General features: G+C 69.3%; 14 protein-coding genes. 6 read left to right on the top strand and 8 right to left on the bottom strand.

The genetic code is table 11. From position 1 onward, the window contains the following. Positions 1-2 precede the first annotated feature (2 nt). The 5 genes from hemW to CDA09_RS21340 are packed head-to-tail and all read right to left on the bottom strand — an operon-like array spanning position 3 to position 4,433. Complete coding sequence (gene hemW / locus CDA09_RS21360; RefSeq protein ID WP_121430495.1) at positions 3-1,229, bottom strand: radical SAM family heme chaperone HemW; 1,227 nt, start codon at positions 1,227-1,229, stop codon at positions 3-5. Then, positions 1,226-1,822, bottom strand: a complete 597-nt coding sequence (gene rdgB, locus CDA09_RS21355) for an RdgB/HAM1 family non-canonical purine NTP pyrophosphatase (RefSeq protein WP_121430494.1) — start codon at positions 1,820-1,822, stop codon at positions 1,226-1,228. The genes hemW and rdgB overlap by 4 nt, the downstream gene beginning before the upstream one ends. 4 nt (positions 1,823-1,826) lie before the next feature. Next, the gene (rph, locus tag CDA09_RS21350; RefSeq protein ID WP_121430493.1) at positions 1,827-2,546 is read right to left on the bottom strand and encodes a ribonuclease PH; all 720 of its coding nucleotides are present in this window, start codon (positions 2,544-2,546) and stop codon (positions 1,827-1,829) included. Positions 2,547-2,554: 8 nt separating this feature from the next. Continuing rightward, entirely contained in the window at positions 2,555-3,472 is a 918-nt protein-coding gene (locus tag CDA09_RS21345) for a PP2C family protein-serine/threonine phosphatase (RefSeq protein WP_121430492.1), read from the bottom strand. A 10-nt stretch (positions 3,473-3,482) separates the two neighbouring features. Further along, entirely contained in the window at positions 3,483-4,433 is a 951-nt protein-coding gene (locus CDA09_RS21340) for a serine/threonine protein kinase (protein ID WP_121430491.1), read from the bottom strand. Between the two features lie 93 nt (positions 4,434-4,526). Between CDA09_RS21340 and CDA09_RS21335 the strand changes: the two genes are divergently transcribed. Next, positions 4,527-5,393: a YicC/YloC family endoribonuclease gene (locus CDA09_RS21335; RefSeq protein WP_121430490.1), complete on the top strand. Its 867-nt coding sequence runs from the start codon at positions 4,527-4,529 to the stop codon at positions 5,391-5,393. 57 nt (positions 5,394-5,450) lie between these two features. On the opposite strand, the gene CDA09_RS21330 is transcribed toward CDA09_RS21335, so the two are convergent. Genes CDA09_RS21330 through CDA09_RS21320 form a run of 3 tightly spaced genes read right to left on the bottom strand, consistent with a single transcriptional unit; the run spans position 5,451 to position 7,337 of the window. Beyond that, positions 5,451-6,095 (bottom strand): DUF4124 domain-containing protein, encoded by a 645-nt coding sequence (locus CDA09_RS21330; protein ID WP_121430489.1) that lies wholly within the window; start codon positions 6,093-6,095, stop codon positions 5,451-5,453. A 17-nt stretch (positions 6,096-6,112) separates the two neighbouring features. Beyond that, positions 6,113-6,514 carry a DUF488 domain-containing protein gene (locus tag CDA09_RS21325; RefSeq protein WP_121430488.1) on the bottom strand — a complete coding sequence of 134 codons (402 nt, stop codon included), beginning with the start codon at positions 6,512-6,514 and terminating at the stop codon, positions 6,113-6,115. A gap of 31 nt (positions 6,515-6,545) precedes the next feature. After that, positions 6,546-7,337: an EcsC family protein gene (locus tag CDA09_RS21320; RefSeq protein WP_121430487.1), complete on the bottom strand. Its 792-nt coding sequence runs from the start codon at positions 7,335-7,337 to the stop codon at positions 6,546-6,548. 187 nt (positions 7,338-7,524) lie between these two features. On the opposite strand from CDA09_RS21320, the gene CDA09_RS21315 reads away from it, so the two are divergent. The 5 genes from CDA09_RS21315 to CDA09_RS21295 all read left to right on the top strand — a co-directional run bounded on the left by CDA09_RS21315 (position 7,525) and on the right by CDA09_RS21295 (position 12,868). After that, a complete protein-coding gene (locus CDA09_RS21315; protein WP_121430486.1) occupies positions 7,525-8,754 on the top strand; it encodes an Eco57I restriction-modification methylase domain-containing protein in 1,230 nt (409 codons plus the stop codon). Positions 8,755-8,845: 91 nt separating this feature from the next. Beyond that, positions 8,846-10,138 carry a glutamate--cysteine ligase gene (gshA, locus tag CDA09_RS21310; RefSeq protein WP_121430485.1) on the top strand — a complete coding sequence of 431 codons (1,293 nt, stop codon included), beginning with the start codon at positions 8,846-8,848 and terminating at the stop codon, positions 10,136-10,138. An 8-nt stretch (positions 10,139-10,146) separates the two neighbouring features. Next, positions 10,147-11,103, top strand: coding sequence for a glutathione synthase (gene gshB / locus CDA09_RS21305; RefSeq protein ID WP_121430484.1), 957 nt, complete (start codon positions 10,147-10,149; stop codon positions 11,101-11,103). Beyond that, positions 11,100-12,155, top strand: a complete 1,056-nt coding sequence (locus tag CDA09_RS21300) for an FAD:protein FMN transferase (protein ID WP_121430483.1) — start codon at positions 11,100-11,102, stop codon at positions 12,153-12,155. The genes gshB and CDA09_RS21300 overlap by 4 nt, the downstream gene beginning before the upstream one ends. A 107-nt stretch (positions 12,156-12,262) precedes the next feature. Next, entirely contained in the window at positions 12,263-12,868 is a 606-nt protein-coding gene (locus CDA09_RS21295) for a 2-hydroxychromene-2-carboxylate isomerase (RefSeq protein ID WP_121430482.1), read from the top strand. The last annotated feature ends 2 nt before the right edge of the window (positions 12,869-12,870 follow it).

Below are 12,870 nucleotides of genomic sequence, written 5' to 3'. Positions count from 1 at the left end.
GCTCAGTCGCGCAGGAACAGCGTCAGCAGGTCGTTGAGGAAGCGCCGCCCCTGTTCAGTGGGGCGGATCTCGTCGGCGGCGATCTCGACCAGGCCGCGCTGCCGCGCCTCGATCAGTTCCGCCTCGATCGCCGCGAAGGGCAGGCCGGTACGGTCGGCGAAGAGCCGACGCGGGAAGCCGCCGGTGAGGCGCAGCGCGTTCATCATGAACTCGAAAGGCAGTTCGGCGACGCCGACTTCGTGCCGTTCCTGCACGAAATCGCGCCGCTGCGCGCCTTCGAGGTAGCGCGTGGGGTGCTTGTGGCGCATCTCGCGCACGATGCCCTCGTGGCTCGACAGCTTGCCGTGCGCGCCGGCGCCGATGCCCAGATAATCCCCGAAAGTCCAGTAGTTGAGGTTGTGCCGGCACTCCTGGCCCGACTGCGCGAAGGCCGAAGTTTCGTAGTGGCGGAAACCCGCGGCGGCGAGCCGGGCCTCGATCGCCTCCTGCATGTCGGCCGAGAGATCGTCGTCGGGCAGCGGCGGCGGCTTGTGCGCGAAGGGCGTGTTCGGCTCCAGCGTCAGGTGGTAGCACGACAGGTGCGTGACGCCAAAGGCCAGCGCGGTGGCGAGGTCGGCGAGCGCCTCGGCGAGCGTCTGTTCGGGCAGCGCGTACATCAGGTCGAGATTCACGCGCTCGAAGTGCGCGAGCGCGGTGTCGATCGCGCGCCGTGCCTCGTCGCCGCCGTGGATGCGGCCGAGTTGGACGAGGTGGCGGTCGTCGAAGCTCTGGATGCCCAGCGACAGGCGATTCACGCCCGCCGCGCGGTAGTCGCGGAAGCGCCCCGCCTCGACGGTGCCGGGGTTGGCCTCCAGCGTGACCTCGGCCAGCGGGTCGAGCGGCAGCAGCATGTGGATGCCCGTGAGCAGCCGGTCCAGCCCCTGCGCCGACATCAGGCTGGGCGTGCCGCCGCCGAAGAAGATCGAATGCACGCGCCGCCCCCACACCTGCGGCAGCGCGGATTCGAGATCGGCGAGGAGCGCGTCGATGTAGGCCGCCTCGGGCAGCTCGCCGCCGCGCTGGGCGTGCGAGTTGAAGTCGCAGTACGGACACTTCTTCACGCACCACGGGTAATGCACGTACAGCGCGAGCGGCGGCGGGGAGGCGAGCTGCGGGCGGTCCGGCAGGGCGCCGGACGCCGTGCCCGCGGCCGGCGCGACCGCGAGCGGGATGATGCGGCGTTCGGTCACAGCGGGTCGGTTTCCAGCCTTTTCAGCAGGTGGCGCATCGCCGCGCCGCGGTGGCTGAGCGTGTTCTTCAGCTTCGCGTCGAGTTCGGCGGCGGTCTGGCTCATCTGCGGGAGATAGAACAGCGGATCGTAGCCGAAGCCGCCTTCGCCGCGCGGCGCGTCGAGGATCGCGCCGTGCCATTCGCCGTCGGCGATCAGCGGGCGCGGATCGTCGGCGTGGCGCACCAGCACCACCACCGAGTAGAAGAAGGCGCGCCGGTCGCTGACGCCTTCCAGGCGCTCGATCAGCAGCGCGTTGTTGCGCGCGTCGGACTTCGGCTCGCCGGCATAGCGCGCCGACTGCACGCCCGGTGCGCCGGCCAGCGCCATCACGCACAGGCCCGAGTCGTCGGCGACCGCCGGCAGGCCGCTGAGCCTCGACGCGTGGCGCGCCTTCGCGAGCGCGTTCTCGACGAAGGTGTTGTGCGGCTCCTCGGCCTCCGGGATGTCGAAGGCCGACTGCGGCACCACCTCGATGCCCAGCGGCGCGAGCAGCGCCGCCATCTCGGTGGCCTTCTTGGCGTTGTTGCTGGCGAGTACGAGTCGTTTGCTCATCGTGTCACCGCTCCGCAATGGCCGCGCGCTGCGCGGCGAACAGCTGGCGAATGCCTCCCTCTGCGAGTGCCAGCAGCGCGTCGAGTTCCGTGCGCGTGAACGGCGTGCCCTCGGCCGTGCCCTGCACCTCGACGAAGCCGCCGGCGCCGGTCATCACGACGTTCATGTCAGTGTCGCAGTCGGAATCCTCGGCATAGTCGAGATCGAGCACCGGCACGCCCTTGTACACGCCCACCGATACCGCGGCGACGAAGTCGCGCAGCGGGCTCGCGGCGAGCCTGCCGGCGGCGACCAGCTTCGCGATCGCGTCATGCACGGCAACGCAGGCACCGGTGATCGACGCCGTGCGCGTGCCGCCGTCGGCCTGCAGCACGTCGCAGTCGACGATGATCTGGCGCTCGCCCAGCGCCGCGAGGTCGATCACCGCGCGCAGGCTGCGCCCGATCAGGCGCTGGATCTCCTGCGTGCGCCCGCTCTGCTTGCCCTTCGCGGCTTCGCGCGCGCTGCGGGTGTGGGTCGAGCGTGGCAGCATGCCGTACTCGGCGGTCACCCAGCCCTGGCCCTTGCCGCGCAGGAAGGGCGGCACGTTCTCCTCGACGCTGGCGGTGCACAGCACGCGCGTCGCGCCGAATTCGACCAGCACCGATCCTTCGGCGTGGCAGGTGAAGTTGCGAGTGATGCGGACGATACGCAGTTCGTCGGGACGGCGGTGGCTCGGGCGCATGGGAATTCCTATGTGCTGAATTTGTGGATGGCGGCGTTGATTTCGGCAATCGCCTTTTCGATGTCGTCGTCGCTGATGTCGTAGCGCGAAGCGGGGGTACGCGAGGTGTCGAAGCGCTCGAGCTGCGTCGTGAAGTTGTCGAGCGCCATCGTGCGCGTCGAGACGGCGTCCGCGTGCGGCTGCGTCACGTCGTCGTGCCAGCGCATCGCGATCATCGACAGATTGTCGCAGCTCGGCCCGGCGATGCTCTCGGCGCGGTCGAGCAGGGTGGGGACCGCCTTCATGATGTCGGGCGCGGACAGCGCCGCGGTCAGCGCCGCGTCGCCCAGCGGCCCCCACACGCCGTCCGTGCACAGCGCGAGCACGTCGCCGTCGTGTAGCGGCAGGCGCTTGGAGAACTCCACCTGCGGCGCGTGGTTGCCGCCGAGGCAGCTATACACGCGGTTGCGCCCCGGATGGTGGGCGGCTTCCTCGGCATTGAGCAGGCCCTGGTCCATCATCAGCTGCACGCGCGAATGGTCGCGCGTGTGCATCGCGATCTTCCCCCGGCGCACCACGTACAGGCGCGAATCGCCGGCGTGCGCCCAGTAGGCGAAGCCGTCCTGCACGATGCACGCGACGACCGTCGTGCGCGGCGCCTCGTCGAGGTTCTTGTCGAAGGCATAGTCGAGGATCGCGTTGTGCGCGTTCGTCAGCGTGCGCGACAGGAACAGCGAGGGGTCGCGCAGCGTCGGGCGTGCATCGCGCTGGAAAGCTTCGGTGACGAACTGCACGCAGATGTGCGCGGCGACCTCGCCGTGCAGGTGGCCGCCCATGCCGTCGGCCACCACCATCAGCAGCGCGTCGCGCGAATAGCTGTAGGCAAGCCGGTCCTGGTTGTTCTTGCGTTGGCCGATGCGGCTTTCCTGGTAGATCGTGAACTTCACGCGCAATTCCTCATGTACGTCCGATGAACGACTTCAGCCGTGCGCCGAGGTCGCCGAACAGGCCGGCATGCACCGCGTCGCCGTCCTCGTCGCGGCGGATCAGCGATTTCTGCAGCGAATACACGCTCTGCGGGCGTGCCAGCGGGTCGAGCTTCAGGCACCAGTCGATGGTGTCCAGCAGTTGTGCCGAATAGTGTGCGGCGTGCGTCCGGCGCAGCGGCACCACGGTGTCGTCCTTGACGCGCTCGTCGGAACGCTGCGGTGCGTTGCCCGTGACGCACGCGTGCAGGCTCGCGCCGACGCTGTAGATGTCGCTCCACGGCCCCAGCGCGTCGCGGTGCCCGAACTGCTCGGGCGACGCGAAGCCCGGCGTGTACATCGGCTTCAGGATGGGCTGGTCGCTCATCAGCGTCTGCCGCGCGGCGCCGAAATCCAGCAGCACCGGCGTGCCGTCGTTGCGCAGGTAGATGTTCGACGGCTTGATGTCGAGATGCAGCAGCTTGTGCGCATGCACCTCGCGCAGGCCGTTGAGCATGCGTGTGAACACGATGCGGATGAAGCGTTCGGTCACCTCGCCGCGGTGTTTCTGGATATAGTCGTGCAGCGTGCGTCCGCGCTCGAACTTCATCACCATGTACACTGTGCCGTTGGCGCGAAAGAAGTTCAGCACCTGCACGACGTTGGGGTGCATCAGTTTCGCGAGCGAGCGGCCCTCCTCGAAGAAGCACTTCATGCCGTAGCGGAAGGCGGGCATATGCTCGTCGGACACCTGCGGCTCGAATTCGCCCTCCTTGCGCAGCGCGAGCGAGTTGGGCAGGTATTCCTTGATCGCGACCGGCGAGCCTTCCCGGTCGTGCGCGAGGTACACGATGGAGAAGCCGCCCAGCGAAAGCTGCCGCTCGATCCGGTACTGGTCCAGCTGGAAACCGGCGGGAAGGGGGCAGTTCGTTTGCGCAGGCATTTGGAGGGAGGCTGGAACCCGGCTTTCCGCGACTGATTTTTGTTTGGAACCCGCAGTGTACAGGATCGCCGCGGGTTCCCGGAGACATGACAGATGATCCACAGCATGACCGGCTTCGCCGTCCAGACCCGCGACCTCGGTCGCGTCAGCGTCCACCTCGAACTGCGCAGCGTGAACTCGCGCTATCTCGACCTCTTCTTCCGCATCGGCGACGAACTGCGCCAGGCCGAACCGGCGATCCGCGAGCTGATCTCGGCGCGCCTCACCCGCGGCAAGGTCGAGTGCCGCCTCAACCTGCAGACCAACGGCGCCGCCCCGCGCAGCCTCGCCCTCAACGCCGCGCTGCTCGACCAGCTGAGCGACGCCGAGGCGCGCGTGCGCGACCGCCTGCCCGAGGCGACCCGCCTGTCGGTCGCCGAAGTGCTGCGCTGGCCCGGCATGCTGGCAGACGACGGCGTGGCCTTCGAGGAAGTGCAGCCGGCCGTGCTCGAACTCGCGAAGGCCGCGCTCGACGAGCTCGTCGCGACCCGCCGCCGCGAAGGCGACAAGCTCGCCGCGATGATCCGCGAGCGCCTCGACCGCATGCGCGAACTCGTCGCCCAGGCGCAGCCGCGCGTCCCCGAACTGGTCGCCGAATATCAGGACAAGCTCACGACGCGCCTGCGCGAAGCGGTCGCCTCGCTCGACGAAGACCGCATCCGCCAGGAAGTCGCCCTCTTCGCGCAGCGCATCGACGTCGCCGAGGAGCTGTCGCGCCTCACCGCCCACATCGACGAAGTGCAGCGCATCCTCAAGGCCGGCGGCGCCGCCGGCAAGCGCCTCGACTTCCTGATGCAGGAACTCAACCGCGAAGCCAACACGCTCGCATCGAAATCCGCCGCGACCGAGGTCACCGGCATCGCGATGGAGATGAAAGTGCTGATCGAGCAGATGCGCGAGCAGGTGCAAAACATCGAGTAAGTGCCGCAGGGGCGCCGCGAGCGGGCGAACGGAGCGGCGCGCCCTTGCCCGAGCAGGTCATGGGCAGTGAAGCGACTTGCCGATGAAGCGGCACGGGCCGTTCGGACTGTGGAGCGTGCCGCGCCGATCCTTCTGGAAGTGGTTGCCGGCGCTGTCCCGGCAGTCGGAACCGTTGCAGCGCGTGTCGAGGCCAGCCGGCGCCATCGATCGGGGTACCGGCGCCAACTCCTGGCGCACGACGACATTCCGGCGCACTTCCACGCGGTCCGGCTCCTTCATGCCGCACGCGCCGAACATCGCCGAGCGCTTGGCGTCGATCGCCGCCTCGTTGTTCGGATTGGTGCGCGTTTCGCTCTCGTAGTACCAGCGCGCGTCCTCGCAGGCTTTCGAATCGAAGCGCGTGGCCTGCAGGTCGGCCTGCGTCCGCCCCGTGACGTCCGTCTGCGAGGTCTGCTGCTGTTCGCGCAGCTTCTCGCGCAATTCCTGCACTTCGCTACGCAACGCCTGCTCGCGCCCTGCCGAGGCGTCGAGCGTATTCGGTGTCACGTCGATCTCCCGGCCGGTCGCCTTGCCGTGGCAGGGCATGTCGGAGAACGTGATTCTGCCCGTGCCGTCCTCGACGCAGCGATAAACCTGGGCATGGGCGCCGGCAACGAGGCCCAGCATCAGCAGCAGGGTGATGGGCAGTGTGCGGGCTTTCATCGTCGCCTCCGTTGGTCTCAACCCGCGGCGATCGCGGCGCCGCGCTCGGCGAGCAGCGCGCGCAGCACCGAGCGGTGGCAGCGCGCCTCGTCGGCGCAGTAGCAGCCGACCGAGAAGTTCGTCTGGTGCGACAGCGCGGCCAGCACGTCGAGCGAGCGGCTGGCGTCGGGCGTGCCCATCTCGCCGCGGTAGCGTTTCACGAAGGCCTGCCACTCGCCCGCGTCCTGTGTCTGCTGGGCCTGCTGCGCGAGCTTCATCGTTTCGACGCTGGGCGCGAGGTTGGGGTACCACACGTCGTACCAGTTCTGCGACGCGAACTCGGCTTTCGGCACGCCGCGCGGCGGGCGGCGCACGGTGCCGATGCGCAGGCCTTCGTCGGCCGCTCGCGGCGTGCCCAGGCGGACGATGCGCAGGACCATGACTGTTCCTCCTTTTCCATGCGCGCCGGGCTCACCGGCGAACGGCAATCCCGTTATACACCTGTCGTACCTCGTCCGGACCGTAACGGCGTTCGAGCCGGCGGACGATGAAGTGGCCGCGCGCCATGTCCTGGAAGTGGTCGATGAACACGGTGTTCACCAGCGCACCGCCGACCGCCCCGAGCACGGGAACGGCCTGCGCGGCGACTTTCTGCGACACGGTGACCGAAAAGCGCGACGCGACCTGCGCGATGAGGCGCACGATGACCGGCGCGCCCTGCTGCACCGCGCCCTGCTGGGCGAGAAAGCGCGCGGCTTCGGACACCGCCTTCGCCATCGCCGCGCGGGCGGTGAAGTAGGCGGTTTCGGCGGCGTCGTCGCCGGCCGCGCTTCCGCCCAGCGCGAGCACCTGCAGGCATTGCAGGCGCGTGTCGACGCTGCGCAGGTCCTCGCCTTCGCTGCGCGCGATGTCGGCGATCGCGCGCAGCATGATCGCCGTCGACAGCGGCAGCTCGACCGCCAGCGCGGCGAGCCCGAACGCACCGCCCGCCGCGCCCGTCGTGCCGACGGCCAGCTTGTGGAGGCGGTTGGCCGGGCCGGCGGCGCGTGCATGGTCGAGCGTGCGCAGCGCGACGTGAAGCGCCCCCTCGATGGCCTTGCGCGCCGCGCCCATCACAGCGGTGTTCAAGGATTTCGGCAGCATGTCGAAGCTACGCTCGATCGGCGAGCCGAGGGCGTTGCTGAGGCGCGCGGCGAGGCCCGGATGCTCCAGCAGCGCCTTGGCGGTGCGCAGTTCCTCGATGTCGTTGGTCGTCAGTGTCATGCCTCTCCCTGCGTCGTCCCTCGGATGCCCCGCACGTTGGATTCGCGCGCCCCGGCGCGGGTTCGCCCGCGTTGACCACCATTGCGCGCCGCGCCGCGGACGTTTATCTTCCACCGGTTTCGCTTCGAGTGCACGAATCCGCCATGAAGATCCGCCCGCTGCCCGCCAACCGGGGACGCACGCCCACATGAGCGTGCTCGCGCCCGCGCGTCCGCGCGATGTCGCCATGCTCGGCCAGGTGTTCACGCCCGAGGCGGTGGTGCGCGCGATGCTCGCGCTGCGCCGCCGGCATGGCCGCGTGCTGGAGCCGTCCTGCGGCGACGGCGCCTTCCTGCGTTACCTGCCGGGCGCGGTCGGCATCGAGTGCGACGCCGCACACTGCCCGCCCGGCGCGCTGAACATGGATTTCTTCGCGTACCCGGTGAGCGAGCGCTTCGACACGATCATCGGCAATCCGCCCTACGTGCGCTTCCAGGACATCCCCGCCGCGACGCGCGCGCTGCTGCACGACGAGCATTTCGACGGGCGCTCCAACCTGTACCTGTTCTTCATCGAGAAGTGCCTGCGCCACCTCGCGCCCGGCGGCGAGCTGATCTTCATCACGCCGCGCGACTTCCTCAAGGTGACGTCGGCGGTGAAGCTCAACCGCCTGATGATGGCGAGCGGCACGATCACCGACGCGATCGAGCTGGGCGACGCGCGCGTGTTCGACGACGCGGTGCCGAACTGCCTGATCTGGCGCTTCGAGAAGGACCGCTTCGAGCGCAGCGTGCGCCACGCCGAGATCGGCGTCGCCGACCGCCTCGCCGATGCGCTCGCGGCGCCGGCGTGGCAGACGCGCCACCTCGTCGAATGCGCCGGCCACCTGATGTTCGCGCGCGGCGACTACCCGCTGCGGCTCTCCGACGTCGCCTTCGTGAAGGTCGGCGCCGTGTCCGGGGCGGACGACCTCTATGCGGACGCCGTTGCCGGCAACCGCGACTTCGTGTGCTCGGAAACCGTCAAGACCGGGCGCACGCGGCGCATGCTGTGGGTGGAGCCGGGCGATCCGCCGCCGCCGGCGCTCGTGCCGCACAAGGCGCGCCTGATCGCGCGGCGCGTGAGCAATTTCGACGAGCGCAACTGGTGGCAGTGGGGGCGCGGCTATTTCCAGTCCGGGCGCCCGCGCGTGTATGTGAATGGGCGCACGCGCCGGCCGCAGCCCTTCTTCCTGCACGACTGCGCGCACTACGACGGTGCCGTGCTGGCGGTGTTCCCGCGGCGCGAGGACGTCGATCTCGCGGCCTTCCGCGACGCGCTCAATGCCGTCGACTGGGGCGACCTCGGCTTCGTGTGCGACGGGCGCTACCTCTTCACCCAGCGCAGCCTCGAGAACGCGCCCCTGCCCGAGCACTTTCGGGTCTTTGTAACGGTCTGAATCCCTGCGGGGATCGGCTGTTGTAGTATTCGTGCAAATCCAACGCCGCAGGCTGTGCGGTCTGCCGTGAATCTTTTCGGGAAAATTCCAAATGGTCCCTCACCTTACGACGGCCCTCACCGGTCCGCTGCTGGAACTGGAGAAGCACTTCCTCGGCCATGCCACCGAGATCGAGCGCTGGATGCGCGCGCAGTGGCAGGATCACATGCCGCCCTTCTACGCCTCGACCGACCTGCGCAATTCGGGCTTCAAGCTCGCGCCGGTCGACCTCAACCTCTTCCCCGGCGGCTGGAACAACATCAACGACGTGTTCATGCCGCTGTGCGTGCAGGCAGCGCAGGACGCGATCGAGCGCATCTGTCCCGACGCGCGCCAGCTGCTGCTGGTGCCCGAGAACCACACGCGCAACCAGTTCTACCTGCAGAACGTCGCGAAGCTCGTGTCGGTGCTGCAGCTCACCGGGCTCGACGTGCGCGTGGGTTCCTTGCTGCCCGAGATTACCGCGCCGACGACGCTGGAGCTCGCCAACGGCGGCAGCCTCACTCTCGAACCGCTGCTGCGCACCGGCAACCGCGTCGGACTGGCCGGCTTCAATCCCTGCGCGATCCTGCTCAACAACGACCTGTCGGGCGGGACGCCGCAGATCCTCAAGGGCCTCGACGAGCAGTGGCTGATCCCGCCGCTGCACGCCGGCTGGCACACGCGGCGCAAGTCGCGCCACGCCGCGGCCTACGACCGCGTCGCGCGTGAATTCGGCGAGGTGATCGGCATCGACCCGTGGCGCATCAACCCGGAATACGGCGTGTGCAGCCAGATCAACTTTCAGGAGCGCACCGGCGAGGACTGCCTCGCCGCCGAGGTCGACAAGCTGCTCACGCGCATCCGCGCGAAGTACAAGGAGTACGAGGTCGACGAGACCCCCTTCGTGGTCGTCAAGGCCGACGCCGGCACCTACGGCATGGGCGTGATGACGGTGCGCGACGCGTCCGAGGTGATCGGCCTCAACCGCCGCCAGCGCAACAAGATGAGCGTCGTCAAGGAAGGTCTGCAGGTGCAGGAAGTGATCATCCAGGAAGGCGTGCATACCTTCGAGACGGTCGATGACGCGGTCGCCGAGCCGGTCGTGTACATGATGGACCGCTTCGTCGTCGGTGGCTTCTACCGCGTGCATACCGAGCGCGGCCGCGACGAGAACCTCAACGCGCCGGGCATGCACTTCAAGCCGCTCGCGTTCCAGACCTGCTGCTCGCTGTCGGACTGCCGCCAGGCGCCCGACGCCGCGCCGAACCGCTTCTACGCCTACGGCGTGGTCGCGCGCCTCGCGCTGCTCGCCGCCTCGGTCGAGATCGAGGAGACCGAACCCGCCGAAGCCGACGCGGCGTAAGGGCGGTCATGGCCAACCGTCTCAGGATCGCCTTCATCGTCGACCCGCTCGACCGCCTGAAGGCCTACAAGGATTCGAGCATCGCGATGATGCGCGAGGCGCACGCGCGCGGGCACGAGGTGTTCGCGATCGTGCGCGAGGCGCTGACCTGGCGCGACGGCGTCGTCTCGGCGCGTGCGCTGGCGATCCGCCCGACCGCCGACGACCACGCGTGGTACCTGCCGGGCGACGAGGCGGTGCTGCCGCTCGCCGCCTTCGACGCGGTGCTGATGCGCCAGGATCCGCCCTTCGACTTCGAGTACGTCACGGCGACCTGGATGCTCGAGCGTGCCGTCGCCGCCGGGGCGCGCGTGTTCAACGACCCGCGCGCGATCCGCGACCACTCGGAGAAGCTCGCGATCTGCGAATTCCCGCAGTTCGCCCCGACGACCCTGATCGCGCGTGACGGCGCCGACGTGCATGCCTTCATCGACGAACTCGGCGACGTGATCCTCAAGCCGCTCGACGGCATGGGCGGCAGCCAGATCTTCCGCGTGCGCGCCGACGACCCGAACCGCAACGTGATCGTCGAGACGCTCACGCACGAGGGCGCGCGCACGATCATGGCGCAGCGCTTCCTGCCCGGGATCGCCGAGGGCGACAAGCGCGTGCTGATCGTCGGCGGCGAAGTCGTGCCGTATTCGCTCGCGCGCATCCCCAAGGCCGGCGAGACGCGCGGCAACCTCGCCGCGGGCGGGCGCGGCGTCGCGATGCCGCTCACCGCGCGCGAACGCGAGATCGCCGAGGCGCTCGCGCCGGTGCTGTGGGGGCGCGGCCTGCTGATCGTCGGCCTCGACGTGATCGGCGGGCATCTCACCGAGATCAACGTCACCAGCCCCACCTGTTTCGTCGAGATCGCCGGGCAAAGCGGCTTTTCGGTGGCCGCGCTGCTCGTCGACAGGCTCGAGGAGGCGTGCGCCGGATGAGCCTGTGCCGGGTGGCGGGCCGCCTGCGCGCGGCCCTGTTGGTGTTGCTGTGCGCGACGCTGCTGGCGGCGTGCACGCGCCCCGAACTGTACAAGCAGGAGGCCTATGTCTTCGGCACGCGCGTCGACGTCACCATCTATGGCGAGCCGCGCGAGGAGGCCGAGCAGGCGGTGGGCGAGGTGCTGCGCGAGTTCGACCGCCTGCACCGCGCCTATCACGCGTGGCAGCCGTCCGAACTGACGGCGCTGAACGACGCGATCGCGCGCGGCGAAGTCGCGACCGTGTCGAACGAACTCGCGGCCATGCTCACGGACGCGCGCAAGCTGTCGGAGACCGGGGACGGGCTGTTCAACCCGGCGATGGGGGCGCTGATCGAGATGTGGGGCTTCCACGCCGACGAGTTCGTGCCGCGCCGCCCCGATCCGGCCGCGCTGCAGGCGGTGCTGCACGCGGCGCCGCGCATGTCGGACCTCGTCATCACCGGCAACCAGGTCGAAAGCCGCAACCCCGCGGTCAAGCTCGATCTCGGCGGCTACGCGAAGGGTTACGCGCTCGACCGCGCGGCCGCGATCCTGCACGCGAAAGGCATCGAGAACGCGCTCATCAACATCGGCGGCAATGTCATGGCGCTGGGCAAGAAGGGCGACAGCCCGTGGCGCATCGGCCTGCAGCACCCGCGCCAGCCGCAGCCGCTCGCGACGCTGCCGCTCTACGACGGCGAGGCGATCGGCACGTCGGGCGACTACCAGCGCTATTTCGAGCTCGACGGCAAGCGCTACTGCCACCTCATCGATCCGCGCACCGGCAGCCCCGCCGACGCGACGCAGTCGCTGACCGTGCTCGTGACGCCGCGCGATAGCGCAGGCACGCTGTCCGACGCCGCGAGCAAGCCGCCCTTCATCGCCGGCGACAACTGGCGCGAATACACCCGCCGCTACGGCATCGACCACGCGCTGCGGGTCGCCGCCGACGGCCACATCGAAGTCACGCGCGAGCTGCGTGCGCGCCTGCAGTTCGCGCCGGGTATTTCACGCGTCGTCGTCGTCGACTGAGCCCGCCCCGCACTTCGAGCGCCCGCGATCTGCCGGTGCCCGCGTGAGCGGTTGCCGCGCCGATCGGCTACAGTTCCGTCGACCGTCCAAGCAGAGGAGCATCGGCCATGTCGGGACCGAAGATCGAGTTCTGGTACGAGTTCGCGAGTTCGTATTCCTACCTCTCCGTGATGCGCATCGAGGCGCTGGCGCGCGATGCCGGGGTCGCGGTCGAGTGGAAACCCTTCCTGCTCGGGCCGGTGTTCCTGGCGATGGGCTGGAACGACTCGCCCTTCAACATCTATCCGCCCAAGGGGCGCTACATGTGGCGCGACCTCGCGCGGCTCGCCGGCAAGTACGGGCTGCCCTTCCGCCTGCCCAGCTGCTTCCCGCGCGGCGGCCTGCTCGCGGCGCGCGTCGCGCTGCAGGGCGTCGCGGCGGGCTGGGTCGCGGAGTTCTCGCGCCGGGTGATGCTCGCGAACTTCGCCGAGGACCGCGACATCGGCGATACGGAGGTGGTCGGCGCGATCCTCGCCGATCTCGGCCTGCCGGCCGAAAAGCTGCTCGCCGCCGCCGTCACCGACGACAACAAGCTCGCGCTGCGCCGCCAGACCGAGCGGGCGTCCGAGCTGGGGATGTTCGGCGCGCCGAGCTTCCGCGCCGGCGACGAACTGTTCTGGGGCAACGACCGGCTGGAAGACGCGCTCGCGTGGGCGCGTGGCGCGGCCGGCTGAGC

The sequence above is a fragment of the Azoarcus sp. DN11 genome (genome assembly GCF_003628555.1).
In the GTDB taxonomy this organism is placed as follows: Bacteria; Pseudomonadota; Gammaproteobacteria; order Burkholderiales; family Rhodocyclaceae; genus Aromatoleum.
The sequence above is the reverse complement of the archived record's forward strand: the minus strand, read 5'-3'. Positions and strand labels throughout refer to the sequence as shown.